The organism is Streptomyces sp. NPDC001194, assembly GCF_042896985.1.
GTDB lineage: Bacteria > Actinomycetota > Actinomycetes > Streptomycetales > Streptomycetaceae > Streptomyces.
In genome coordinates this window covers 89032-111734 of record NZ_JBIAXU010000022.1, presented here as the reverse complement: position 1 = coordinate 111734, position 22703 = coordinate 89032, and the positions used below count along the sequence as shown (strand labels likewise).

General features: G+C 72.3%; 18 protein-coding genes. 8 read left to right on the top strand and 10 right to left on the bottom strand.

What is annotated here, in order from left to right; all coding sequences use genetic code 11:
- Positions 1-161: 161 nt before the first annotated feature.
- Positions 162-425: a WhiB family transcriptional regulator gene (locus tag ACFY1T_RS31430; protein ID WP_003983763.1), complete on the bottom strand. Its 264-nt coding sequence runs from the start codon at positions 423-425 to the stop codon at positions 162-164.
- A 695-nt stretch (positions 426-1120) separates the two neighbouring features.
- On the opposite strand from ACFY1T_RS31430, the gene ACFY1T_RS31425 reads away from it, so the two are divergent.
- The 3 genes from ACFY1T_RS31425 (at position 1121) to ACFY1T_RS31415 (ending at position 3990) form a co-directional block, all read left to right on the top strand.
- Positions 1121-1615 (top strand): cysteine dioxygenase family protein, encoded by a 495-nt coding sequence (locus tag ACFY1T_RS31425; RefSeq protein ID WP_030866024.1) that lies wholly within the window; start codon positions 1121-1123, stop codon positions 1613-1615.
- Between the two features lie 93 nt (positions 1616-1708).
- Entirely contained in the window at positions 1709-2668 is a 960-nt protein-coding gene (gene cofD, locus ACFY1T_RS31420; protein ID WP_390791169.1) for a 2-phospho-L-lactate transferase, read from the top strand.
- Between the two features lie 2 nt (positions 2669-2670).
- Positions 2671-3990 carry a coenzyme F420-0:L-glutamate ligase gene (locus ACFY1T_RS31415; protein ID WP_390791195.1) on the top strand — a complete coding sequence of 440 codons (1320 nt, stop codon included), beginning with the start codon at positions 2671-2673 and terminating at the stop codon, positions 3988-3990.
- A gap of 6 nt (positions 3991-3996) precedes the next feature.
- On the opposite strand, the gene ACFY1T_RS31410 is transcribed toward ACFY1T_RS31415, so the two are convergent.
- Both ACFY1T_RS31410 and ACFY1T_RS31405 read right to left on the bottom strand, forming a co-directional pair.
- Positions 3997-5022: a DNA-3-methyladenine glycosylase family protein gene (locus tag ACFY1T_RS31410; RefSeq protein ID WP_390791168.1), complete on the bottom strand. Its 1026-nt coding sequence runs from the start codon at positions 5020-5022 to the stop codon at positions 3997-3999.
- A gap of 28 nt (positions 5023-5050) precedes the next feature.
- Entirely contained in the window at positions 5051-6478 is a 1428-nt protein-coding gene (locus ACFY1T_RS31405; protein WP_390791167.1) for a peptidoglycan recognition protein, read from the bottom strand.
- 139 nt (positions 6479-6617) lie between these two features.
- On the opposite strand from ACFY1T_RS31405, the gene ACFY1T_RS31400 reads away from it, so the two are divergent.
- Together ACFY1T_RS31400 and ACFY1T_RS31395 are read left to right on the top strand one after the other, a co-directional pair.
- Entirely contained in the window at positions 6618-7370 is a 753-nt protein-coding gene (locus ACFY1T_RS31400; RefSeq protein ID WP_390791194.1) for a TIGR03089 family protein, read from the top strand.
- A gap of 120 nt (positions 7371-7490) precedes the next feature.
- Complete coding sequence (locus tag ACFY1T_RS31395) at positions 7491-8573, top strand: sugar phosphate nucleotidyltransferase (RefSeq protein ID WP_390791193.1); 1083 nt, start codon at positions 7491-7493, stop codon at positions 8571-8573.
- Positions 8574-8666: 93 nt separating this feature from the next.
- On the opposite strand, the gene ACFY1T_RS31390 is transcribed toward ACFY1T_RS31395, so the two are convergent.
- Positions 8667-10022 carry an LCP family protein gene (locus ACFY1T_RS31390; RefSeq protein WP_390791166.1) on the bottom strand — a complete coding sequence of 452 codons (1356 nt, stop codon included), beginning with the start codon at positions 10020-10022 and terminating at the stop codon, positions 8667-8669.
- Between the two features lie 106 nt (positions 10023-10128).
- Between ACFY1T_RS31390 and ACFY1T_RS31385 the strand changes: the two genes are divergently transcribed.
- Positions 10129-10680 (top strand): acyl-CoA thioesterase, encoded by a 552-nt coding sequence (locus ACFY1T_RS31385; RefSeq protein WP_390791165.1) that lies wholly within the window; start codon positions 10129-10131, stop codon positions 10678-10680.
- A gap of 16 nt (positions 10681-10696) precedes the next feature.
- On the opposite strand, the gene ACFY1T_RS31380 is transcribed toward ACFY1T_RS31385, so the two are convergent.
- Positions 10697-12199 carry an LCP family protein gene (locus ACFY1T_RS31380; protein WP_390791164.1) on the bottom strand — a complete coding sequence of 501 codons (1503 nt, stop codon included), beginning with the start codon at positions 12197-12199 and terminating at the stop codon, positions 10697-10699.
- 204 nt (positions 12200-12403) lie between these two features.
- On the opposite strand from ACFY1T_RS31380, the gene ACFY1T_RS31375 reads away from it, so the two are divergent.
- Positions 12404-13432, top strand: coding sequence for a glycosyltransferase family 2 protein (locus ACFY1T_RS31375; protein WP_030865993.1), 1029 nt, complete (start codon positions 12404-12406; stop codon positions 13430-13432).
- A gap of 73 nt (positions 13433-13505) precedes the next feature.
- Here the strand turns inward: ACFY1T_RS31375 and ACFY1T_RS31370 are convergent, their stop codons facing one another.
- The 4 genes from ACFY1T_RS31370 to ACFY1T_RS31355 all read right to left on the bottom strand — a co-directional run bounded on the left by ACFY1T_RS31370 (position 13506) and on the right by ACFY1T_RS31355 (position 19949).
- Positions 13506-15176, bottom strand: coding sequence for an LCP family protein (locus ACFY1T_RS31370; protein ID WP_390791163.1), 1671 nt, complete (start codon positions 15174-15176; stop codon positions 13506-13508).
- A 208-nt stretch (positions 15177-15384) separates the two neighbouring features.
- Positions 15385-17127: an LCP family protein gene (locus ACFY1T_RS31365; protein ID WP_390791162.1), complete on the bottom strand. Its 1743-nt coding sequence runs from the start codon at positions 17125-17127 to the stop codon at positions 15385-15387.
- Positions 17128-17352: 225 nt separating this feature from the next.
- The gene (locus ACFY1T_RS31360) at positions 17353-18570 is read right to left on the bottom strand and encodes an LCP family protein (RefSeq protein ID WP_390791161.1); all 1218 of its coding nucleotides are present in this window, start codon (positions 18568-18570) and stop codon (positions 17353-17355) included.
- Between the two features lie 221 nt (positions 18571-18791).
- The gene (locus ACFY1T_RS31355) at positions 18792-19949 is read right to left on the bottom strand and encodes an acyl-CoA dehydrogenase family protein (RefSeq protein ID WP_390791160.1); all 1158 of its coding nucleotides are present in this window, start codon (positions 19947-19949) and stop codon (positions 18792-18794) included.
- Positions 19950-20143: 194 nt separating this feature from the next.
- Here ACFY1T_RS31355 and ACFY1T_RS31350 point away from each other — a divergent pair, with 194 nt between their 5' ends.
- Positions 20144-21487 carry a UDP-glucose/GDP-mannose dehydrogenase family protein gene (locus ACFY1T_RS31350; protein ID WP_030865979.1) on the top strand — a complete coding sequence of 448 codons (1344 nt, stop codon included), beginning with the start codon at positions 20144-20146 and terminating at the stop codon, positions 21485-21487.
- 30 nt (positions 21488-21517) lie between these two features.
- Here ACFY1T_RS31350 and ACFY1T_RS31345 read toward each other — a convergent pair whose 3' ends face one another.
- Positions 21518-22669, bottom strand: a complete 1152-nt coding sequence (locus ACFY1T_RS31345; protein ID WP_390791159.1) for a membrane dipeptidase — start codon at positions 22667-22669, stop codon at positions 21518-21520.
- Positions 22670-22703: the final 34 nt, after the last annotated feature.

The following is a 22703-nucleotide window of genomic DNA, read 5'->3' as shown; positions in this document are numbered from 1 at the left end:
TCCTGCGGGGAAGGTGCAGGAGGCGGACCGTTTGCTCTGCTCGTTGCTCTGTTCCGTGCAGTGTTGCGTGCGGTGTCGCGCACGGTGCGCCGCGCGATGTTCCGCGTACCGCCGTGCCGTGCCGCGCGTTGCCGTGCGTCGCGCGGTGTTGCGCTGCGTGCTCAGACAGCCGCCTTTTTCAGCCGTCGGCGCTCGCGCTCGGAGAGGCCGCCCCAGATGCCGAATCGCTCGTCGTTGGCGAGTGCGTACTCGAGGCATTCGGAGCGGACTTCGCAGGCGAGGCAGACCTTCTTGGCCTCGCGGGTGGAGCCGCCCTTCTCGGGAAAGAAGGACTCGGGGTCGGTCTGGGCGCACAGAGCGCGCTCCTGCCATCCGAGCTCTTCGTCCGCCTCCTCGACCAGCAGTTCCTGAAACAGCTCGGTCATGTGCGCCCCTCGCTCTGTCTGTGCGTCCCCGTGGTGATGCCGTTACTCATCGCTACGTAACGACACGAGTGAAATTACAAGTGGGCCGCTCCCGGGCAGTCAAGCCGAGATCTGCTATTGGGCCCCTTATTCACTCTGCGGAACCAAGCGTATGCAGAAAGTGTTCATATCGCCAAAAATCGTGACACATGCATCCGGTGCCCCACAGGGCGCGTGTTCACCCGCAATCGACGTGCCACTCCGGGGTGCGGTTGCGATCAAGCCAAAGAAGCGGCGCAGATCACATTTAGATCACGGGGCGGCGCGTCGGGTTTGGGCGGGGCCTGTGCGGCATCGGCGCGATGTGAGCGCCACCTCCCCTCCATCGGTTTGCACAAACCTTTCTTCCAGCGCGGCAACCGGATCAGATGAAACTTTTGCGGCCATACGAGGCATTGGGTTGACAGTCGGGCCTTCGACCCGGTCTCCTTGTCTCCATGTCAGTGACCTCGACCGCCGCCCGGACCCCCATTCGTGGGTTCCTGAGCGCTGTCCAGGTTCGCTGTCGCTGTTGCAGCTGTTGATGCCTTCGGAGCTTCGGCTCCCCTGAGCTCCGGCCACCCCCACAGCGACCGCCAGCACGACTGACATCCGTCGAGGACACCCCCACGATGAACAGCACCGCCGCCACCCCCACCGCCCCCGCCGCCGCCCCCGTGGCCGTCGAGAGCGACCTCCAGATCGCCGGCGACATCCTCTCCGTCCAGCACCTCCTGCAGCCCGCCGGCGAACACCCGGCCACCGTCGCCGAGTTCGTCGGCCTGGCCCGCTCCATCGCCGCGAACCGCGCCGAGTGGGAACACCTCGTCGAGTACGACGCCACCACCCGCTGGTACCACCGGCTGCGCACCGGCCCCGGCTACGAGGTCTGGCTGCTCAGCTGGGTCCCCGGCCAGGGCAGCGGCCGCCACGACCACGGCGCCTCCTCCGGCGTCCTGACCGTCCTCGAAGGCGAGCTCACCGAGCACGGCCCCCGCGGACCGCTCACCCTCCGCGCCGGCGCCCAGCGCGTCTTCGCCCCCGGCTACGCCCACGAGGTCGTCAACGACGCCCTCGAAGGAGCCGTCAGCCTGCACGTCTACTTCCCGGGTCTGACCGCGATGCCGATGCACGGCTGCTCCCCGGCCGTGTCCGGGGCCGTCTCCGCCTGACCGCCCCGGCGGTCCCACACGCCCGGCAGACCCGCACCCCGCCCGGACGCCACCCCTCAACGACGGCCCGCGGCCGACTGACAGACTGTCCGCATGCGCATTGTTGTTCTGGCCGGCGGCATCGGCGGCGCCCGTTTCCTGCGCGGCCTCCAGGCCGCCGTCCCCGACGCGGACATCACGGTCATCGGGAACACCGGTGACGACATTCACCTGTTCGGGCTGAAGGTGTGCCCCGATCTGGACACGGTGATGTACACCCTCGGCGGTGGCATCAACGAGGACCAGGGCTGGGGCCGCACCGACGAGTCCTTCACCGTCAAGGAGGAGCTCGCGGCGTACGGGGTCGGACCGGACTGGTTCGGCCTCGGCGACCGCGACTTCGCCACCCACATCGTCCGCACGCAGATGCTCGGCGCGGGCTACCCGCTCAGCGCCGTCACCGAGGCGCTCTGCGACCGCTGGCAGCCCGGCGTCCGGCTGCTGCCCATGTCCGACGACCGCGTCGAGACGCACGTCGCGATCACCGACCCCGAGACCGGCGAGCGCCGCGTCGTCCACTTCCAGGAGTACTGGGTCCGGCTGCGCGCCTCGCTCGACGCGGAGGCCGTCGTACCCGTCGGCGCCGAACAGGCCAAGCCCGCGCCCGGCGTGCTCGAGGCCATCGCGGCCGCCGACCTGATCGTCTTCCCGCCGTCCAACCCGGTCGTCTCGGTCGGCACCATCCTCGCCGTGCCCGGCATCCGCGAGGCCGTGGCCGCCGCCGGTGCGCCCGTCGTCGGCCTCTCCCCCATCGTCGGGGGCGCGCCCGTGCGCGGGATGGCCGACAAGGTGCTCGCCGCCGTCGGCGTCGAATCCACCGCGGCGGCCGTCGCCCGGCACTACGGCGCCGAACTGCTCGACGGCTGGCTCGTGGACACCTCCGACGCGGACGCGGTCGCCGAGGTGGAGGCCGCCGGGATCGCCTGCCGCGCGGTGCCGCTGATGATGACCGACCTGGCCGCCACCGCCGAGATGGCCCGGGCCGCGCTGGCGCTGGCGGAGGCCGCCCGGTGAGCGTGCCGCCGTCCGTGCCCTCCCCGCCCTCCGTGCCCTCGTACGAGGTGCGCGCCGTCGCCGGGATCCCGGAGGTCCTCCCCGGCGACGACCTCGCCGCCCTGATCGCGGCGGCCGGGCCCGGACTGCGGGACGGGGACGTCCTGCTGGTCACCTCGAAGATCGTCTCCAAGGCGGAGGGCCGGATCGTCCGCGCCGAGTCCCGCGAGGACGCCATAGACGCCGAGACCGTGCGGGTCGTCGCCCGCCGGGGCGCGCTGCGGATCGTCGAGAACCGGCAGGGGCTCGTCATGGCGGCGGCCGGCGTCGACGCCTCGAACACCGAGCCGGGCACCGTGCTCCTGCTGCCCGAGGACCCCGACGCCTCGGCCGCCGCGATCCGCGCCGGTCTGCGCGGGCTGCTCGGCGTCGACGTCGGCGTCATCGTGACCGACACCTTCGGGCGGCCCTGGCGCTCCGGGCTCACGGACGTGGCGATCGGCGCGGCCGGGGTGCGGGTCCTGGACGACCTGCGCGGCGGCACGGACGACCGGGGCAATCCGCTGAGCGCGACGATAGTGGCCACGGCGGACGAACTGGCGGCGGCCGGGGACCTGGTCAAGGGGAAGGCGAGCGGGCTGCCCGTGGCCGTCGTACGGGGCCTGGGCCACGTGCTCGGCGAGGGTTCGGCGGCGGCCGACCTGGTGCGCGCACCGGCCGACGACATGTTCCGGCTGGGCACCTCGGAGGCGGTACGGGAAGCCGTGACGCAGCGGCGTACCGTACGGGCCTTCACGGACGAGCCGGTGGACCCGGGCGCGGTCCGCCGCGCGGTGGCGGCGGCCGTGACGGCCCCGGCCCCGCACCACACGACGCCGTGGCGGTTCGTCCTGCTGGAGTCGGCGCAGGCCCGGCTGGAGCTGCTGGACGCGATGCGCGACGCCTGGATCGAGGACCTGCGGCGCGACGGCAAGTCCGAGGAGTCCGTCGCCAAGCGGGTCCGGCGCGGCGACGTGCTGCGCAATGCCCCGTACCTGGTGGTGCCGTGCATGGTGACGGACGGGGCGCACGACTACGGGCACGCCCGGCGCGATGCGGCGGAGCGGGAGATGTTCGTGGTCGCGATGGGCGCGGGCGTGCAGAACTTCCTGGTCGCGCTGGCCGGGGAGCGGCTGGGCTCGGCGTGGGTTTCCTCGACGATGTTCTGCCGGGACGTGGTGCGCAAGGTGCTCGGGCTCCCCGAGGGCTGGGATCCGATGGGGGCGGTGGCGGTGGGCCACGCCGCGTCGGCTCCGCCGGAGCGGCCCGCGCGCTCGGCGGAGGCGTTCGTCGAGGTCCGCTGAGGCCCCCTAGAGCCTTCCGATGTCCGTCTTGGGCATCTTCGGGGTGCGTCGGGGCGGTACGCGGCCCGCCAGGAGGACGAGGCGGGCCGCGCGGTGGCGCTGGCCGGCGTACGGGGCGAGCAGCTCCAGCATCTCGGCGTCGTCGGCGTCCCGGTTCCCGGCGAGGGCGAAGCCGATGATGCCGGGCAGGTGCAGATCGCCGGTGGTGACGGCGTCGGCTGCGCCGTTGCTGCGCTGGAGGGTCTCGGCGGAGGTCCACGGGCCAATGCCGGGGACCGCCTCCAGCCGGGCGGCCGCCTGCGGGAGCTCCATCGCGGCGGCCTCCTCGAGACGGTTCGCCACGCGGGCGCAGCGGATGATCGCGGCGGAGCGCTTGGCGTCGACGCCGGCCTTGTGCCAGTCCCAGGACGGGATCAGTGCCCAGGTCCGGGCGTCGGGTACGACGTACAGGCCCTGCGGGAGGCCGCCCCGGGGGCCGGGCGCCGGCTCCCCGTACCCGCACACCAGCCGTCGCCAGGCCCGGTACGCCTCGTCACTGGTGACCTTCTGCTCCAGGACGGTCGGGATCAGGGACTCCAGGACCAGTCCGGTACGGGTGAGGCGCAGCCCCGGGCGGCGGCGGTGGCTGGCGTGCACGAGGCGGTGGCGGGGGACGAAGGCCGCGGGGTCGTCGCCGTCGCCGAGCAGGGCCGGGAGGGCGTCGAGCATCCACTCGGCGCCGGGGCCCCAGGCTTCGGCGTGGGCGGTGCCGGTGCGCGGGGCGAGGGCGACGCGGAGGGTGGCGGGGCCCTCGGGCGTCCGGCTGGTCTTCCAGACGGAGCCGTCGGGGGTGGTGCGGAAGGTGGGGTCGCCGGGTCCGCGCCGCAGCGGCCCGAGCGTGAGCCCGAGATCGACCCCCCGGCCGGGCGCCCACTCCCGGGACCGGACGCCCGCGGTGGCGGCGGCGCCCGCCCCGGCCCCGGTGGGCGCGGGCACGGTGGTGCGGCCGCCGCGGACGGCGGCGCGGGTGAGGGGGTCGAAGCGGCCGGCCATGCCTCGAGCGTAGCCCCGCCGACGCCGCCTAGGGGCGGCCCTGGAGCTTGGCCGAGGAGGTGCGGGTGGGCGGGAGCTGCGCGTACAGGAGCTTGCCCGGGCATTCCGTGGCGAAGCCGTCGCGGTGGCCCGAGATCACGTTGAGCTTGACGTTCGTGCCCTTCTTGAAGAGGTTGCCGCCGCCCGACTTCAGGGTCGTCTTCGCCCTCGGGTCCCGGTTGAACAGCCCGAGCTTCCAAGCCGTGAGCTGCGCCACCGCCTTGACGGCGGCCGCCGGCGGCGCGGTCTTCGAGTACGTGCCGAGCACGGCGACGCCCATGCTGTCCGTGTTGAACCCCATGGTGTGCGCGCCGAGCACCGCCTTGGCGACTCCGCCCGCCCTGCCCTCGTACACCGTGCCGCACTTGTCGACGGCGAAGTTGTAGCCGAGGTCGCGCCAGCCGCTGCTGACGACGTGGTAGCGGTACAGGCTGCGCAGCACCGCCGGGGCGTCCTTGCAGGCGTAGTTGTTGCCGGAGGCGCTGTGGTGGACGAAGGCCGCCTTGACCGTGCCCGTGTAGACGAAGCCCGACTCGCGCAGGGACTCGTCCGCGCCCCAGCCCAGCCGCGTCACGATCCGCGGCCGCGGGCCGATGTACGGGCGGGCCGCCGCGCTGAGGGTGCCGTCTCCGGCCATGACGGCGTCGGCGGTGGAGTCCGCCTTGTCGAGTGCGGTGATCTCCTTCGCGCCGAGTGCGGCCAGCGGGACGTTGACGGAGGAGGACTCGGCCGTCTCCATGGTCATGCCCGGCAGGGCCACGACGTCGCCCTTGTCGTCGCCCGCGGGCTCGTCGGCGGTGCCCGGCTTGCCGTTCTTGGCGTCGACCACCGTCACCGGGTCGGTCGCGCCCGGATCGACGAGCTCGATCCGCATGCCCGACGGGAGCCGGGCCCCCGCGCGGGTGGCCGGGGCTCCGGGTTCCGCCTGGACGCGGACCTCGATGCCGTCGGAGTCGCCGACCCAGAGCGGGGCGGTGCTGCCGCGGACCCGGCCGGAGTCGCTCTCCCGGGTGCCGAGGTCGGGGGCGTGTTCGCTGTTGTGGGTCTCGATGTCCTGCCAGTCGGACCAGTTTTTGGTCGTCACCGCGCGGGTGCGGACCTGGACCCGGCCGAACAGCCGGCTGCTCGCGTCGTCCCAGACGACGCCGACCAGCGAGAACCTCTTGACCTCGCGCGGGGGCAGCCCCCGGGTCTCGGGCAGCCGCGGTGAGGTGCTCATGCCGGGGAGGCCGGGCGAGCGGTCGGCCGCGGGCCCCAGGGGGGCGAGCGGCAGCGACTGGGTCGACCCGGCGGGGGTCACGGGGGCGGCGGCCGCGCCCAGCGAGGGCGCGGCCAGGGCCGGAGCGGAGAGGGCGAGCGGCAGGGCCAGGGCGGCGGCCGTCGCGACACCGATCGAGGAAGCAAGGAATCCACGCATGGAAGCGATGCTGGGCACAGTCACCACCGCGCGCCATCGGAGAACTGACGGTCCGTCCGATCCGGTCGGCGCGTCCCTCGCCCGTACGGAGGAGCCGGTGCCCGCCGTACGGGCGAGGGGCCCGCGTAGGCTGGGCCGGGTGAACGCCACCGACCGCACCCCTGCCGACCTGCTGCGATCCGCGCTCGCCGCCGATCCGGGCCGCCCGCTCATCACGTTCTACGACGACGCCACGGGCGAACGGGTCGAATTGTCCGTCGCCACCTTCGCCAATTGGGTGGCGAAGACCGCCAATCTGCTCCAGGGCGACCTCGGTGCCGAGCCCGGCGACCGGCTCGCGCTGCTGCTCCCCGCGCACTGGCAGAGCGCCGTGTGGCTGCTCGCCTGCGACTCGGTCGGGGTCGTGGCCTCGGTGGGCGGCCGCCCGGACGACGCCGATCTCGTCGTCAGCGGGCCGGACACGCTGGAGGAGGCCCTGGCGTGCGACGGCGAGCGCGTGGCGCTCGCACTGCGGCCGCTGGGCGGCCGTTTCCCGCAGCCGCCCGCCGGCTTCGCGGACTACGCGGTGGAGGTGCCGGGCCAGGGCGACCGCTTCGCCCCCTTCGTCCCGGTGGAGGCCGACGGTCCGGCGCTGATCGTCGACGGTGAGGAGTTCACGCACGCGCAGCTCGTCGAGCGCGCCCGCGCGGACGCGGCGGAGCGCGGCCTCACCGCCGGCTCCCGCCTCCTCTCCGGCCTGGGCTACGACACCTGGGAGGGCCTCTCGGCCGGTCTGTTCGCCGCCCTGGCGGCGGGCGCCTCGGTGGTCCTGTGCCGCAATCTGGACCGCCTCGCCCCGCAAGCCCTGACGGCCCGCACCGAAACCGAACGCGTCACCCACACCGCCGCGTAGAGCGGCTGCCCGAAAGGAGTCGAGTGGTGTGGCTCTCGTCTCTTTCGGGCGTGGGCTGGTGCTTACGCGGATGGGCTAACTTGGGACCCTCATAGGGCCCGAACCGGGTGGGGAGAAACAATTTTGGAAGCCATCCTGCTGGTCGGGGGGCAGGGGACGCGTCTGCGCCCCGTCACGGTCAACACCCCCAAGCCGATGGTGCGCGCGGCCGGTGTTCCGTTCCTCGCCCACCAGATAGCCAGGGCCGCCGCCGCCGGTGTCACGCACATCGTGATGGCCACCTGCTACCTCGCCGAGGTCTTCGAGCCGTACTTCGGCGACGGATCCGCCTTCGGCGTCTCGCTCGAGTACGTCGTCGAGGACGAGCCGCTGGGCACCGGCGGGGCCATCCGCAACGCCGCGCAGCGGCTGACCGGCGGGCCGGACTCGTCCGTGCTCGTCTTCAACGGCGACATCCTGACGGGCCTCGACATCGCCGCGCTCGTCGATTCCCACCGGGCGGCCGCCGCCGACGTCTCCCTGCACCTGGTGCAGGTCGAGGACCCGCGCGCGTTCGGCCTGGTCCCCACGGACTCCGAGGGGCGGGTGCTGGCCTTCACCGAGAAGCCGCAGACCCCCGAGGAGATCATCACCGACCAGATCAACGCCGGCTGCTACGTCTTCCGCCGCAGCGTGATCGACTCCATTCCGGCCGGGCGCCCCGTCTCCGTCGAACGCGAGACCTTCCCCGGCCTGCTCGCCTCCGGGGCCCGGCTCCACGGCGTCACCGAGAACACGTACTGGCTGGACCTCGGCAAGCCCGAGTCCTTCGTCCAGGCCTCCGCCGACCTCGTGCGCGGAGTCGTCTCCTCCCCGGCCGTGCCGGGCCCGCGCGGCGAGTCCCTCGTGCTCCCGGGCGCCGAGGTCGCGGACGGGGCGAAGCTGTCCGGAGGCACCGTCGTGGGCGCCGGAGCCCGGATCGGGGCGGGGGCCGTGGTCGACGGCTCCATCGTGCTCGACGGCGCGGTCATCGCCCCGGACACCCGGGTGCGCGCCAGCCTGATCGGCGTCGGCGCCACCGTGGGCCCGCGCACCGTGCTGGACGGCGCGGTGCTCGGAGACGGGTCCGTCGTCGGCTCGGACAACGAACTGCGCGCGGGCGCGCGGGTGTGGTGCGGGGCCGAACTCCCCTCCGCGGCCGTCCGTTTCTCCTCCGACCGCTGACGGAACGCCGTCACGGACGCACGGCGCCGTCACGGACGCACGGATGCCGCCGGTCCCTCGGAGGGGCCGGCGGCATCCGCACGTCCGTGACGGCTAGTTGGCCGTGACGGTGACCTTCTCGTCGTTCTGGATCTGCTTGACGAGCTGCTGCACCTTCGCCTTGTCCCACAGCAGGTTGCCGCCGCGCTCGCCCGAGATCGGCATGTTCATCGACACGCCCTCGCCGCCGCTGATGCCCTTCATCGCGAAGAACATGTCGGCCAGGTCCCACAGGGACATGTCCTTGTCCACGATCAGCGTGTCCAGGCCGGCGCCCAACACCGGGTACAGCTTGAAGGGGTTGAGGATCGTGCCCGGCGTCGCCGCCTGGTTGGCCAGCGTCGACAGGAACTTCTGCTGGTTCTTCGTACGCGCCAGGTCCGACTCGGCGAACGCGTACCGGGTCCGGACGAAGGCCAGTGCCTGGCTGCCGTTGAGGGTCTGCTCGCCGGCCTTGAAGTCGGCGCCCGACTTCTCGTCCTTGAAGCCCTTCTCGATGTTCATGTCGACACCGCCGAGCGCGTCCACGATGTTCGCGAACCCGGCGAAGCCGATCTCGGCGTAGTGGTCGATGCGCAGGCCCGTGTTGTGCTCCACGGTGCGCACGAGCAGTTCGGGGCCGTCGTCCGCGTACGCCGCGTTGAGCTTGGTGTGCTTGCCCGTGCCCGGGTACTTCTTCCCGGACTCGGAGCCGACGAAGGACGGGATCTCCACGTCCGAGTCGCGCGGCAGCGAGATCATCGTGTTGCCGCCGGAGCACGCCGCCAGGATCATCATCGAGTCGGTGCGCTTGCCCTCGGCCGAGCCCGTGTGGAGCTTCTTCTTGTCCTCGTCGGACAGGCCCTCGCGGCTGTCGGAGCCCACGACCAGGTACGTCGTGCAGTCGCCCTCCTTCGGGCGCTCGATGACCTTGGAGAGGTCGACCTCGCGGCGCACCTTGGAGTCGGCCCAGAAGTAGGTGCCGATGGTGGTCGCGAGCAGCGCCGTGACGAGCACGATGGAGCCGATCTTGATCCGCTTGCGCCAGTCCGGGGCCGGTCCGGCCGGTCGCCCCGGCCGCCCGCCGGGACCCCCCGGGCCACCGGGACCGGCCGGCGCGCCCGGGCCGCCCGGACCCGCCGGGGTGCTCTGCGGCCGCCCGTAGACCTGGCCGGTGCTGTAGCCGCTGTCGTAGCCGCCGTACGTGTCGTGGCTCGGGGCCTGCTGCGGAGGGACCCCGTACGCGGGCGGCTGCCCGGGCCGGGCCGGCGGCTGCGCCGGTCGCTGCGGTTGCTGCTGCGGCGGCACCGGCCGCTGCTGCCGGCGCTGGACGTGCGGCATCCGCCGGGCACCCTCGGGCTGCGCCTGCGCGCTGCCGCGTCCGTACCGGTCGTCGCCGTTGTCGTTGCGCCCCTCGGGCCACTCACTCATGCCGCCTAGGATGCCTGGCCGGAAGGGGTGCCCGACAGTCCGGGCGGCGCTTCGTTCCGGTGCTGTTGCAGAGCTGATGCCTGCGCGTCGGCTTTAAGGTGGGCGCATGACAGTGATACCGGACGTGACGGCCGGCGAACCCCAGGGCAAGCCGATCTCGGCCTCGCGGACCACCCTCAGCCACATCATGACGGCCAACGACACCAACCTCCTCGGCACCGTGCACGGTGGCGTGATCATGAAGCTGGTGGACGACGCCGCGGGCGCCGTCGCCGGGCGCCACTCCGGCGGCCCCGCCGTCACCGCGTCCATGGACGAGATGGCCTTCCTCGCCCCGGTCCGCGTGGGCGACCTCGTCCACGTGAAGGCACAGGTCAACTGGACCGGCCGCTCCTCCATGGAGATCGGCGTACGGGTCCTGGCCGAGCGGTGGAACGAGTCCACCCCCGCCACCCAGGTCGGCAGCGCCTACCTGGTCTTCACCGCCGTGGACGCCGAGGGCAAGCCGCGCACGGTCCCGCCGGTGCTCCCCGAGACCGACCAGGACCGCCGCCGCAACCAGGAGGCCCAGATCCGCCGCACGCACCGGCTCGCCCGGCGCCGGGCGATCATGGCGCTGCGCGAGGAGCGCGCGGCCCAGGGCTTCGACGACGACTGAGGCTCCCGCCGTCCGGCTACGTGCCGCAGATCACCTGGTCGCCCGTGACCACCCCGAACCGGCCCTGGTGCGGATCCTCGGGCCGGACCGGCACCACCTTCCGGTAGTCCGCCCCGGCGATCACCAGGACGGTCCGCCCCTGGCCCGCCACCGCCCGCAGCTCACTGCCGGGCAGCGCGGTCGACACCGTACGGGCCGAGCGGTCCCAGCGCGGGTCGTACGCGATCACCGTGCGCTTGACGTCGCGGCTCGCGCCGTTGCCCGGGGACCGGGTGGTGTCGAAGCCGGTGGCGCGCAGCGCCGTGTCCACGCGTCCGCCGAGCCCGTCGATCCGGGTGCCGTTCTCCACCTGCACCCGGATCTGCCCCGGCGGCACGTCCACCGGCACCGCGGGCTGCCGCTGCGGCGGGCTCGCGGGCTGCCGTCCGGGCGCGCCGGGGGCCAGGGGCCGGTCCAGGCGCAGCGCCTCGAAGAGCTTCGACGCCTTCGGCTCGTCCCACTTCACCGTCGAGCCGATGCCCTTGACGGCGTACGAGGGGTTCCCGATCGGGACCGAGGCGAACTCCGAGGACGACGGGGTGAAATCGCGCAGGGCCTGGCCCAGGGCCAGCATCTGCTCCGAGCCGAAGCCCCGGTCGGCCCGGACCGAGCCGAGCAGGGTGGAGCTGACCTCCTTGAACTTCACCGGGTTCAGCAGCACCCCGCCGCCGGTCGCCTGCTTGATCAGCGCGGCCACGAACCGCTGCTGGCGCTGCATCCGGCCGAGGTCGGCGGCCCCGTCCACATGGCGTGAGCGCACGTACTGCAAGGCCTGTCCGCCGCTGAGCCGGTGGCTGCCCGGCAGCAGGTCCAGGCCGGTGTTCTGGTCGTGCAGGGCCTTGGCCGTGCAGATCTCGACGCCGCCCATCGCGTCGACCGTCTTCATGAAGCTGGCGAAGTCGACCTCCAGGTAGTGGTCGATCTTCACCCTGGTCATGTTCTCGACGGTCCGTACGGTCAGCTGCGGCCCGCCCTCCGCGTACGCCGCGTTCAGCTTCACGGGGTGCGGCCCGTGCTGTTTCCCGCTGGACTCGTCCCGGTGCTCGGGCAGCTCGGCGTAGCTGTCGCGGGGCAGGCTGACCACGCTGGCCCGCTGCCGGTCGGCGGAGAGGTGCACCAGCATGACGGTGTCGGTGCAGTGACAGGGGGCGCCGCCGAGGCGGTACGCGCTCTTGTCCGCGGGGGTGATCTTGTCCCGGCCGTCGGTGCCGACCAGCAGGAAGTTCAGCCCGTGCCCGGCCTGGGGCCGGTTCTTCATGTCCTTGAAGGGGTCCACCCGCTCGATCCCGGTGTCCAGGCCGGTCATCACCGCGTGCCCGATCGCCCCGGAGCCCAGTACCGCCACGGCCAGCCCGGCCGCCAGCCGTACTCCCCACCGGGGCCGGTCCTTCCCCCGGCGCGGGCCCGGAGCACCGCCGCGCCGCGCGCGCTGCGGCCGCGGGGGCCGGGCGGGTCGGGTGGGACGGTGCGGCTGGGGCACGGGGGACACCTCCGCGGGGGCAGCAGGGCCTGCAGGAACGAACCAGACACATCAGGGGCCGGACGCTTCGGACCGGACACATCGGGCAGATCGTCAGAACAGTAGGCCCATACGATCAGCCTCTGTCCCTACCGATCATGCGGCGCGCACCCGTTTCCCCCGTACGCGGTAACGTGACACCGATACCCGACCTTGAAGGACCACATGCCCGCCCAGCAGCCCGCAGTCTCGGTGATCATGCCGGTGCTCAACGAGGAGCGCCATCTGCGTGACTCCGTCCGCCACATCCTCGGACAGGAGTACGCCGGTGAGATGGAGGTGGTGATCGCGCTGGGGCCGTCCAAGGACCGCACCGACGAGATCGCCGCCGAGCTCGTACGCGAGGACCCCCGCGTCGTCACCGTTCCGAACCCCTCCGGCCGCACCCCGGCCGCCCTCAACGCCGCCATCAAGGCCTCGCGTCACCCGATCGTGGTACGCGTCGACGGCCACGGCATGCTCTCGCCGAACTACATCGCCACCGCGGTCCGCCTCCTGGAGGAGACCGGTGCGCAGAACGTCGGCGGCATCATGCACGCCGAGGGCGAGAACGCCTGGGAGGACGCCGTCGCCGCCGCGATGACCTCCCGGATCGGCGTCGGCAACGCGGCCTTCCACACCGGGGGCAAGGCCGGTCCGGCCGACACCGTCTACCTCGGCGTCTTCCGCCGCGAGGCGCTGGAGCGGGCGGGCGGCTACAACGAGGAGTTCATCCGCGCCCAGGACTGGGAGCTGAACTTCCGCATCCGCGAGGCCGGCGGGCTCATCTGGTTCTCGCCCGAGCTGAAGGTCCAGTACCGGCCGCGCCCCTCCGTACGGGCGCTCGCCAAGCAGTACAAGGACTACGGCCGCTGGCGGCACGTGGTGGCCCGCTACCACTCGGGTTCGATCAACCTGCGCTACCTCGCCTCGCCGACCGCCCTGTGCGCGATCGCCGCGGGTGTCGTGGTCGGTGCGGCCGTCAGCCCGTGGGGCTTCGTGGTCCCGGCCGGCTACCTCGCGGCGATCACCGCGGGCTCGGTCCCGGCCGGCAAGGGGCTCTCCCTCAAGGCGCGGGCACAGATCCCGGTGGCCATGGCCACCATGCACATGTCCTGGGGCTTCGGCTTCCTGACCAGCCCGCGCTCGCTCGCGGCCAAGGTCATCGCGAGCCGCCGCCCGGCGGTGCAGCGGGACTTCGCCGGCGAGGTCTGACGCGGAGCGCGTACGTACGCACGAAGGGGCCCGGTGGCGCTGACGCCACCGGGCCCCTTCGTGCGTACGGGTCCTACCAGGTGAAGCCCGGCTGGATCGCCATGCACTCCTTGTCGTCGTCCCCGTTGAGCGGACGGGCGGAGTCCGGGGCCTTGGTCGGGGCGGGCGGCGGCGGGGTCGGCGCGTTGCCGGTCCGCCAGTCCTTGCCGACGAACAGCACGATCCCGGTGACGTCCTCGGACTTCTCCACGGCGCTCGCCGGCAGGCCGAGCGCGGTGGCCACGGCCGCCGCGTCACCCGCCTGGCCGGGGCTGGAGAAGCGGACCACGGTGGTGTCCTCGGCCCCGGTCTGCTGGGTGGCCTGGGCCTTGGTGAAGCCCTTGCCGACCAGGATCGCGGCGACGTCGTCGGCCCGGCCCTTGACCCGGGTCTGGGCGCCGTCCTTGCCTCCGGTCGCGTTGCGCACGGCGACGGCGATCTTCGCCGGGGGCGCGGCCGGATCGGCGGCCGGCTGCGACGGGACCGCGGCCGAGGGGGAGGCGGCCGCCGACGGGCTACCGCCCGCAGTGGCGGCCGGGTCCCCGGAGCCCTTGCCGTCGAGCGCGATGTCCTCGCGGACCATCCGGAACAGGGCCTCGGCCTCGACCGGCTTGGGCTCGACCCGGCCCTCCTCGCGGGTGCTGTACACCCACGGCATGGTGGTCATCGTGATCCGCCCGGTGGGGACCTTCTTGAGCTCCATGCTGAGGTCGTACAGCTTGTCGATCTTGTTCAGGCCGGGGTCCACGACCATGGCCTTGATGGCCGCCTGCGCCAGGCTGTTGAGCTTCACCGGGTTGCTGAGCTTGGCGTTCTTGCGGAACTCGCGGGCCATCGAGTTCATGTACATGTGCTGGGCGTGGGTGCGGCCGAGGTCGGTCCCGTCCTCGAAGCCGTAGCGGGTGCGCAGCCACTGCAGGGCCTGCTCGCCCTGGATGGTGTTGGTCCCCGCGGGCAGCTTCAGGCCGGAGCCCTTGCCGTCCTTGGTGCGCGACTCCACGTTCTGCTGGACGCAGACCGGGACGCCGCCGATGGCGTCCGCCATCGTCACCACGCCCTTGAAGTCGATCATCATGAAGTGGTCGATCGGGATGTGCGTGAGCTCCGTCCAGGCCGCGACCGTGCAGCCCGGCCCGCCCCGGCCGAGGGACTCGTTGGTCTGCACGAGGCCCTTGCTGGCCTGGTGGACCTTGCCGCCCGGCTCCGTGCACTTCGGCATCATCAGCATCGTGTCGCGCGGCATGGACACGACCGACATGTTGCTGCGGTCCGCCGACAGGTGCAGCAGCATCTGCACGTCCGCGAGGGGCGGGCCGTCGAAGGTGTCCTTGGCCCCGCCGAGGGCCTGGTTGGCCGCGTCGTCACGGGCGTCGGAGCCGATGAGGAGGATGTTCAGCGGGGTCTGGCCGAAGGCGTTGGGCTTGGAGCCGCCCAGCTTGTTCTCGCCGAGGTTCAGGACGTCCGTCTTGATGCTGCCGTTGAGGTGGCGGTAGTACAGGTAGCCGCCCGCCGCCGTCGCGAGTATGAGGAACGACAGGACGGAGGACACCCAGCGCAGCACCCGCCGGCGGCCGCGCCGCTTGGGAGCGCCGTCGCCGGACCCGTCTCTTGGTGGGGGGACGGTGCCGGACTCGCCGGATCCGCCGCCGGATATCTCACCGGACCGGGCGGGCGCCCCCTCCCCTCGCACGTTGCTGTGCCTCACACGTCCCCCTCAAGATTCACTTCGTGTCGTGGTGTGCCGGTGTTGCCGGTGTCGGTTCCCCCGGCACCTGCCGGCCCGGCTGCTCGCCTTGCTCGGTCGTGCTCGGCTCGCCTGCCCTGCCGTGGTGCGGCGCCGCGGCCGGCGGGCCGGCTCCCGGCCGGCCCGTCTGCGCGCCTGCGTCCTTGCGTTCCTGCCTGCCCCGGCCGCCCTACTTGGCGCAGATCGCCTTGTCGGCCTCGACCCGCTGGATGTCCTCCGGAGCCTTCTGCGGTGCGTTCAGCGAGATCCCCGCCCCCTTGAAGTCGGCGCCGAGCGTCAGCTTCATCGGGGTCTTGGGCGCGGCGTCGGCCGGGCCCATCTTCAGTGCCGTGGCCGGCAGCCCCATCATGTCGGCCAGCGCCCGGGCCTGGTCGGCCTGGTTGGGCGCGTACTCCAGCTGGGTCGTGTCGACCTTGGCGGGCGCGTTGCCGCGGTTGCTGGCCTTGTTCACGCCCTTGGTGTTCTGCAGCCAGGCCAGCGTGGTGGAGGCGGAGCCGCTGGGGCCGCCGCCGTTGTAGACGTCCACCCGTACGTCGCCGGCCGGGGCCCGGTTGCCCTGGAGCAGGGCGTCCGCCTTGCTCTTGGCCTCCGCGTCGGCCGCGTCCTTCGCCGCCTGCTCCTTCTGCTCGACCTCCGTCAGGGAGACGTCCCCCTGGATCATCTTCAGCAGCGGATCGGCCGACCCGTGCTCGACGACTACGGTCGCCTTCTTGCCCTCGGGCTCGGCCGGGTTGTCGAGCACCGGCAGCGTGGTGAAGGTGATGTTCTTCAGGTCCATGTCCTTCAACTCACCGGCGAGGTTGGTGAGTTTGTCGATGGAACCTATGCCCGAGTCCACGTTCAGCGACTTGGTGGCCGCCTCCGCGAGGGAGAAGAACTTCTTCGGACTGGTCAGCGTCTCCTTGGACTTCATCTCGCGCATCATCGAACCCAGGAACTGCTGCTGGGTCTTGATCCGGTCGAGGTCGCCGTGGTTGCCGAACGAGTGCCGGGTCCGTACGAAGGCCAGGGCCTGCTCGCCCTGGAGCCGGTGCTCGCCGGCGTCCAGCTTCAGCTTGGAGTCCTTGTCGTCCACCGCCTTGGCCAGGCAGACCGGAACACCTCCGACCGCCGTGCTCAGCACCTTCACCGCGTTGAAGTCGACCATCATGAAGTGGTCGACGGTGATCCCGGTGATCTCCTTCACGGTGCGCATCGTGCAGCCCGGGTCGCGGCCCTCCTGGCCGAGGCTGATGTTGAACCGGGTCCCCTTCTCGCCGGGGATGGTCTTCGTCGAGCCGTCGGGCTGCTTCGTCGGGCAGGCCGGGATGTTCGTGATCAGGTCGCGCGGGATGGACAGCGCGGTCGCGTTGCTGCGGTCCTTGGAGACGTGGAAGAGGATCGTCGTGTCGGCGTGGCCGACGCTCTCCGCGTCCCCGTAGCCCTCGTTGCCCGCGCCGCTGCGCTTGTCGGTGCCGATGACCAGGATGTTGATGGGCTGGTCCTTCTTGAACCCGCCCGTGCCCGCGTCGCCGACGTCGGTGACCTTGAGGTTGTTGTTCAGGTGGTCGTAGTACAGGTACGCGCCCACCGAACCGGCCACCAGGAGGAAGGCCAGGGTGCCGCCGGTGACGACGAGGATCCGCTTGCGCCGGCCGCCGCCACCGCCGCCCTTGCGCGGCCGGCCGCCGCGCCGCCCGGGCGGACCGTCGCCGCGCCGCGGCCCGGGAACCGCCGGGGACGGGGCCTTGGGGGCCGCCGGCGCGCCCGCGCCGGTGCGGCCCGGGGACGGTCTGCGGGGAGCGGCGACGGAGGGCTGCTGCTGCGCAGCGGAACGGTCCAGTCGCAGTTCGTAGTTGCCAGTGCGGGGGTTGAGCACCCACTGGTCTGCGGGGTCGATTTCTTCCGCCCGCCCACGGCTTTGCGCATCCACGGTTGCTCGAATCCTCCGTCGGTGCCTCGCGACGCGCCTCCCCCAAGACGCTCGGTCAACGATCCGGCTGCTGGTGCACGGCCTCATGGTCTGGCCGGGGCACCGGATCGCTCACCTTATCCGCCCCAGTTGACCGCAAACCATGGTGGTGACAAATTCCACTCCCCTTATAACGGCCCAAACCCCCCAAGGCCTTCGGATCGGGTACCGCCTTTTGGGATTGCTTTACCGGCAATCGGCCGTGCCCGCCGTGGTTCCCGTGAAGGTGGGGACGGGCGCGGGGGTGGTTCCGGTTCCCTCCGAGGGCTTCGGGGCCTCCCCTTCGGCGGCGCGGGCGCTCTGCGCGGGCTGTGCGGTTTCGGCCGCCGCCGGGCTCGGCGGGGTCACCTTGAGCGGCTTGTCCGTCCGCAGCTGCTCGAAGAGTTGGGCCGCCTCCGGCTGCACCAGCTCGTCCCGGTTCGGGTCGGCGGCGTACGGGCGGCGGGGCACCGTCAGGAACTTGACCTGCTCGGCCGGTATGTCCCGGATGCTCCGCACCAGTTCGTACAGGCCCCGCAGCGAGGCCAGTCCCGGGTCCGTGGTCACCGAGGAGGTCGCCGCGTCCAGCAGCGGGTACAGCCTTCCGGGGTTCAGCAGCACCCCGGTGCTCTGCACCTTCTTGACCAGCGAGCCGAGGAACTGCTGCTGGCGCTCCATCCGTTCGGTGTCGCTGCCGTTGCCCAGGCTGTAGCGGGCGCGGACGAAGCCGAGGGCCTGCTCGCCGTGCAGGGTCTGCCGGCCGGCCCGGAGCTTCAGTTTCGCCTCGGCGTCGTCCATCGGCTGCTTGAGGCAGACCTCCACCCCGCCGACCGCGTCGACCATCTTCTTGAACCCGATGAAATCCACCACCATGTGGTGGTCTATCCGTATTCCGGTGAGCTTCTCCACCGTACGGATCGTGCAGGCGGCCCCGCCCCACTCGTACGCCCAGTTGAACTGCGCGAGCCGCTCGGCGCTGCGGCTCCCGTCCGCCGTCAGGCAGGCCGGGATCGGTGTCATCAGGTCCCGGGGTATCGACACCGCCGTCGCGCTCCTGCGGTCCGCGGGCAGGTGCAGCAGGATCGCGGTGTCCGAGCGCTCGGTGCCGCGGTCCCGGCCGTAGCGGGCGTTCTCCTTGCCGGAGCGCGAGTCGGAGCCGATGAGCAGGATGTTCTGCGAGCCGCCCACGGCGTGCGTGGGGCGCTCGCGCTCGTAGCGCTCCAGCTCGGCCGCCGCGGAGGTGTCCTCGGTGATGTTCCCGTCGAGCTTGCGGTAGAGCCACCAGCCGACCGCGGCCCCGCACAGGACCAGCAGGGCCAGACCGAGCGCGATCCAGCGCAGGAGACGGCGCCGGCGGCCGCGCGGGGGCTTCGAGGAGCCTCCGGCCGCTTCGGTGCCGCCCGGTATGCCTGCGCTGTCGGTCACTGGCGTTTCCGTCCCCTCACCACGCACGTGCGGGCCGTACGGCTGAAACCACGGCCCCTGCCGATCGTGCCCCCACCTCACACCCGCGGCCCGGGGACAGCCCCCTGTCTAGGCCCGTCCGGGTGACAAATCGCCGCTCATCGCCCACACCTGCCGCTCGGACGCGAAACGGCCCCCGGCGGGTGCCGGGGGCCGTTCTCGGGACTGCGGGGCAGGCCGTGCTACGGGAGGTTGCGGGCCATCACGATGCGCTGGACCTGGTTCGTGCCCTCGTAGATCTGGGTGATCTTGGCATCGCGCATCATGCGCTCGACCGGGTAGTCGCGGGTGTAGCCGTAGCCGCCGAGGAGCTGGACGGCGTCCGTGGTGACCTCCATGGCGATGTCGGAGGCGAAGCACTTCGCCGCCGCGCCCAGGTACGTCAGGTCGGCGTCGCCGCGCTCGGAGGCGGCGGCGGCCTGGTAGGTCAGGGCGCGGGCGGCCGAGACCTTCATGGCCATGTCCGCGAGCATGAACTGCACGCCCTGGAAGTCGCCGATCGGCTTGCCGAACTGCTTGCGCTCCTGGACGTACCCCTTGGCGTAGTCCAGGGCGCCCTGGGCGATGCCGAGCGCCTGGGCCGCGATGGTGATGCGGGTGTGGTCGAGGGTCTTCATCGCCGTGGCGAAGCCGGTGCCCTCGGCGCCGATCATGCGGTCGGCCGGGATCCGCACGTTGTCGAGGTAGACCTCGCGGGTCGGGGAGCCCTTGATGCCGAGCTTCTTCTCCGGGGCGCCGAAGGAGACGCCCTCGTCGGACTTCTCGACGACGAACGCGCTGATGCCCTTGGAGCGCATCGAAGGGTCCGTCACGGCCATGACCGTGTAGTACTCGGAGACGCCCGCGTTGGTGATCCAGCGCTTGACGCCGTTGAGGACCCAGAAGTCCCCGTCGCGCACGGCGCGGGTCTTCATGCCGGCCGCGTCCGAGCCCGCGTCGGGCTCGGAGAGGCAGTACGAGAACATGCCGTCGCCCTTGGCCAGCGGGCCGAGGTACTTCTTCTTCAGGTTCTCGGAGCCGGAGAGGATCACCGGGAGCGAGCCGAGCTTGTTCACGGCCGGGATCAGGGAGGAGGACGCGCAGACGCGGGCCACCTCCTCGATCACGATCACGGTGGCCAGCGCGTCCGCGCCGGCGCCGCCGTAGACCTCGGGGACGTGGACGGCGTGCAGGTCGTTGGCGACGAGCGCGTCGTGGGCCTCCTGCGGGAAGCGGGCCTCCTCGTCGACCGCCGCGGCGAACGGCAGGATCTTCGCCTCGGCGAGCGAGCGGACGGACTCGCGGAGCATGTCGTGCTCCTCGGCCGGGCGGTACAGGTCGAAGTCGGCAGAACCCGCCAAGACTCTCACTCCCCAAGTGTGATGCGTGATGCTAACTACCGTTAAGTAACCCAAATCTTAGTGTCCGGCGTCCCGGCAGCGATATGTACGGCGTACGTGAGCTGCGTGACAGCCGGGTCTCCTGGGGAACGTCCCCCCGGACCGGCCCGACTATGCTCAGTGGCCGCAAACGGCCCCGCACCTCTGGAGCATCCATGGCCCCCCTCAGGATCACTGTGATCGGCACCGGCTACCTCGGCGCCACCCACGCCGCGGCGATGGCGGAGCTGGGCTTCGAGGTGCTCGGGCTGGACGTGGTGCCGGAGAAGATCGAGATGCTCTCCGCGGGCCGGGTGCCGATGTACGAGCCCGGCCTGGAGGAGCTCCTCGCCGCGCACGTCGAGGGCCTGCCGGGCTCCACCGGGCGGCTGCGCTTCACGCAGTCCTGGGAGGAGGTCGGCGCCTTCGGCGACGTCCACTTCGTCTGCGTGAACACCCCGCAGAAGCACGGCGAGTACGCCTGCGACATGAGCTACGTCGACTCGGCGATCGAGTCCCTCGCCCCGCACCTGACCCGCCCGGTCCTGGTCGTCGGCAAGTCCACCGTGCCCGTGGGCTCGGCGGAGCGGCTCGCCGCGAAGCTGGCCGGGCTGGCCCCCGCGGGCGACGAGGTCGAGCTGGCGTGGAACCCGGAGTTCCTGCGCGAGGGCTTCGCCGTACAGGACACCCTGCACCCCGACCGGATCGTGATCGGCGTCCACGGCGAGCGCGGCGAGAAGGTGCTGCGCGAGGTGTACGAGACCCCGATGGCGGAGGGCAGCCCGCTGGTGGTGACCGACTTCCCGACCGCCGAGCTCGTCAAGACCGCCGCCAACTCCTTCCTCGCCACCAAGATCTCGTTCATCAACGCGATGGCGGAGGTCTGCGAGGCGGCCGGCGGCGACGTGGTCAAGCTCGCCGAGGCCATCGGCCACGACGACCGCATCGGCAAGAAGTTCCTGCGCGCCGGCATCGGCTTCGGCGGCGGCTGCCTGCCCAAGGACATCCGCGCCTTCATGGCGCGCGCCGGCGAGCTCGGCGCGGACCAGGCGCTGACCTTCCTGCGCGAGGTCGACTCCATCAACATGCGCCGCCGCGGCCACATGGTCGAGCTGGCCCGCGAGGCCGTGGGCGGGTCCTTCCTCGGCAAGCGGGTCGCCGTGCTCGGCGCCACCTTCAAGCCGGACTCCGACGACGTCCGCGACTCCCCCGCGCTGAACGTGGCCGGACAGATCCACCTCCAGGGCGGCCAGGTCACCGTCTACGACCCGAAGGGCATGGACAACGCCCGCCGCGTCTTCCCGACGCTCGGGTACGCGGACTCGGCGCTGGAGGCCGCCCGCGGCGCGGAGGTCGTCCTGCACCTCACCGAGTGGCGCGAGTTCCGCGACCTCGACCCGGTGGAGCTGGGCGCGGTCGTCACCGACCGCCTGATCCTCGACGGCCGCAACGCCCTGGACACCGACCGCTGGCGCGCGGCCGGCTGGACCTACCGCGCGATGGGCCGCCCGCGCGCGTGAGCCCCGGGCCGCCCGCCGCGGCCGCAGCGCTCAGGCAGGTCTGCGGTGCTGGGCGGCACGCGCGGTGAATTCCGCGTCGCGCAGCACCCGCTGGGCGTTGCCCCAGGTCAGCAGGGCCAGGTCGGCCTCCGACCAGCCCCGGTCCAGCAGTTCCGCGATCAGCCGCGGATAGCCCGAGGGGTCGGTCAGGCCCGCCGGACGGGGGACGCCCGGCTCGGTGCCGAAGGCGGCTCCGAGGCCGACGCAGTGCGGGCCGGCGACGGCCCGTACGTGTTCCACGTGATCGGCCACCGCGTGCAGGGAGTCCCCGGTCTGCGCGGTGTCGAAGGTGACCATCGCCAGGCCCTGAGCGGCCCGCAGGGCCAGCAGGACCTCGTCGGTGACGTTCCCCGGATGCGGGTTCAGCGCCGCGGCGGCGGTGTGCGAGGCGATCACCGGCGCCTTGGAGGCCCCCGCCAGCTGGCAGGCCACCTCCGGCGTGCAGCCGGTCAGGTCCACGAGCATCGAAAGCCGGTTCATCTCCTTGACCACCTCGTGGCCGAAGGGCGTCAGCTCCGCCGCGGCCCAGGGCGCCCCCGCCGGCGCGAGGATCCGTACACCCAGCGCGTGGAAGGCCCGCAGCGCGCCCAGCGAGTCGGTCAGCGTACGTCCGGGCACGGGGCCCAGGAAAGAGGCGATCCGGCCCCGGTTGCGGGCGTCCGCCATGTCGTCGGCGGTCAGCGCGAGGCACAGGCCGTCCGGGTACCGGCGCATCAGGGCGAGCGCCACGTCGATCTGGTCGAGGGTGTCGGACAGCACGTGGTCGGCGGCCCCGGCCCCGCCCGGCGGCAGCAGGGACCAGAACTGGGCGCCCACCCCGCCCGCGCGCAGCCGCGGGATGTCGGTGTCGACGCCGCTGTCGGGGGTGTCGATGTCGTGGTACGGGCTCTGGCGCAGGGTCCGTACGAGGGTGTTGTGCCCGTCGGCGACGGGGTGCACGGACAGCATCGCGACGGCCCGTTCCAGCGCGGTGCCCGTCACCGGGGCGGGCGCGTCCTCGGCTCCCGCGGAGCCGGGGCCCGCGGGCACCGTGTCGGCGGTGTACGCGGTGTGCGCCGCAAAAGCGGTGTGCGGTTCATCCTGCAGGTCGGCCATGGCGTTCGGCTCCGGTCTCGGCGGCAGCAGGGAGAGAGATGCTGCCACGGTGACACGCGGGGCGGCCGGGCCGCCCGGCGGA

Coding starts and splice junctions, on each gene's coding strand:
- ACFY1T_RS31430 (WP_003983763.1), bottom strand. CDS start 425: ATGACCGAGCTGTTTCAGGAACTGCTGGTCGAGGAGGCGGACGAAGAG.
- cofD (WP_390791169.1), top strand. CDS start 1,709: ATGCGCATTGTTGTTCTGGCCGGCGGCATCGGCGGCGCCCGTTTCCTG.
- ACFY1T_RS31410 (WP_390791168.1), bottom strand. CDS start 5,022: ATGGCCGGCCGCTTCGACCCCCTCACCCGCGCCGCCGTCCGCGGCGGC.
- ACFY1T_RS31405 (WP_390791167.1), bottom strand. CDS start 6,478: ATGCGTGGATTCCTTGCTTCCTCGATCGGTGTCGCGACGGCCGCCGCC.
- ACFY1T_RS31390 (WP_390791166.1), bottom strand. CDS start 10,022: ATGAGTGAGTGGCCCGAGGGGCGCAACGACAACGGCGACGACCGGTAC.
- ACFY1T_RS31385 (WP_390791165.1), top strand. CDS start 10,129: ATGACAGTGATACCGGACGTGACGGCCGGCGAACCCCAGGGCAAGCCG.
- ACFY1T_RS31375 (WP_030865993.1), top strand. CDS start 12,404: ATGCCCGCCCAGCAGCCCGCAGTCTCGGTGATCATGCCGGTGCTCAAC.
- ACFY1T_RS31350 (WP_030865979.1), top strand. CDS start 20,144: ATGGCCCCCCTCAGGATCACTGTGATCGGCACCGGCTACCTCGGCGCC.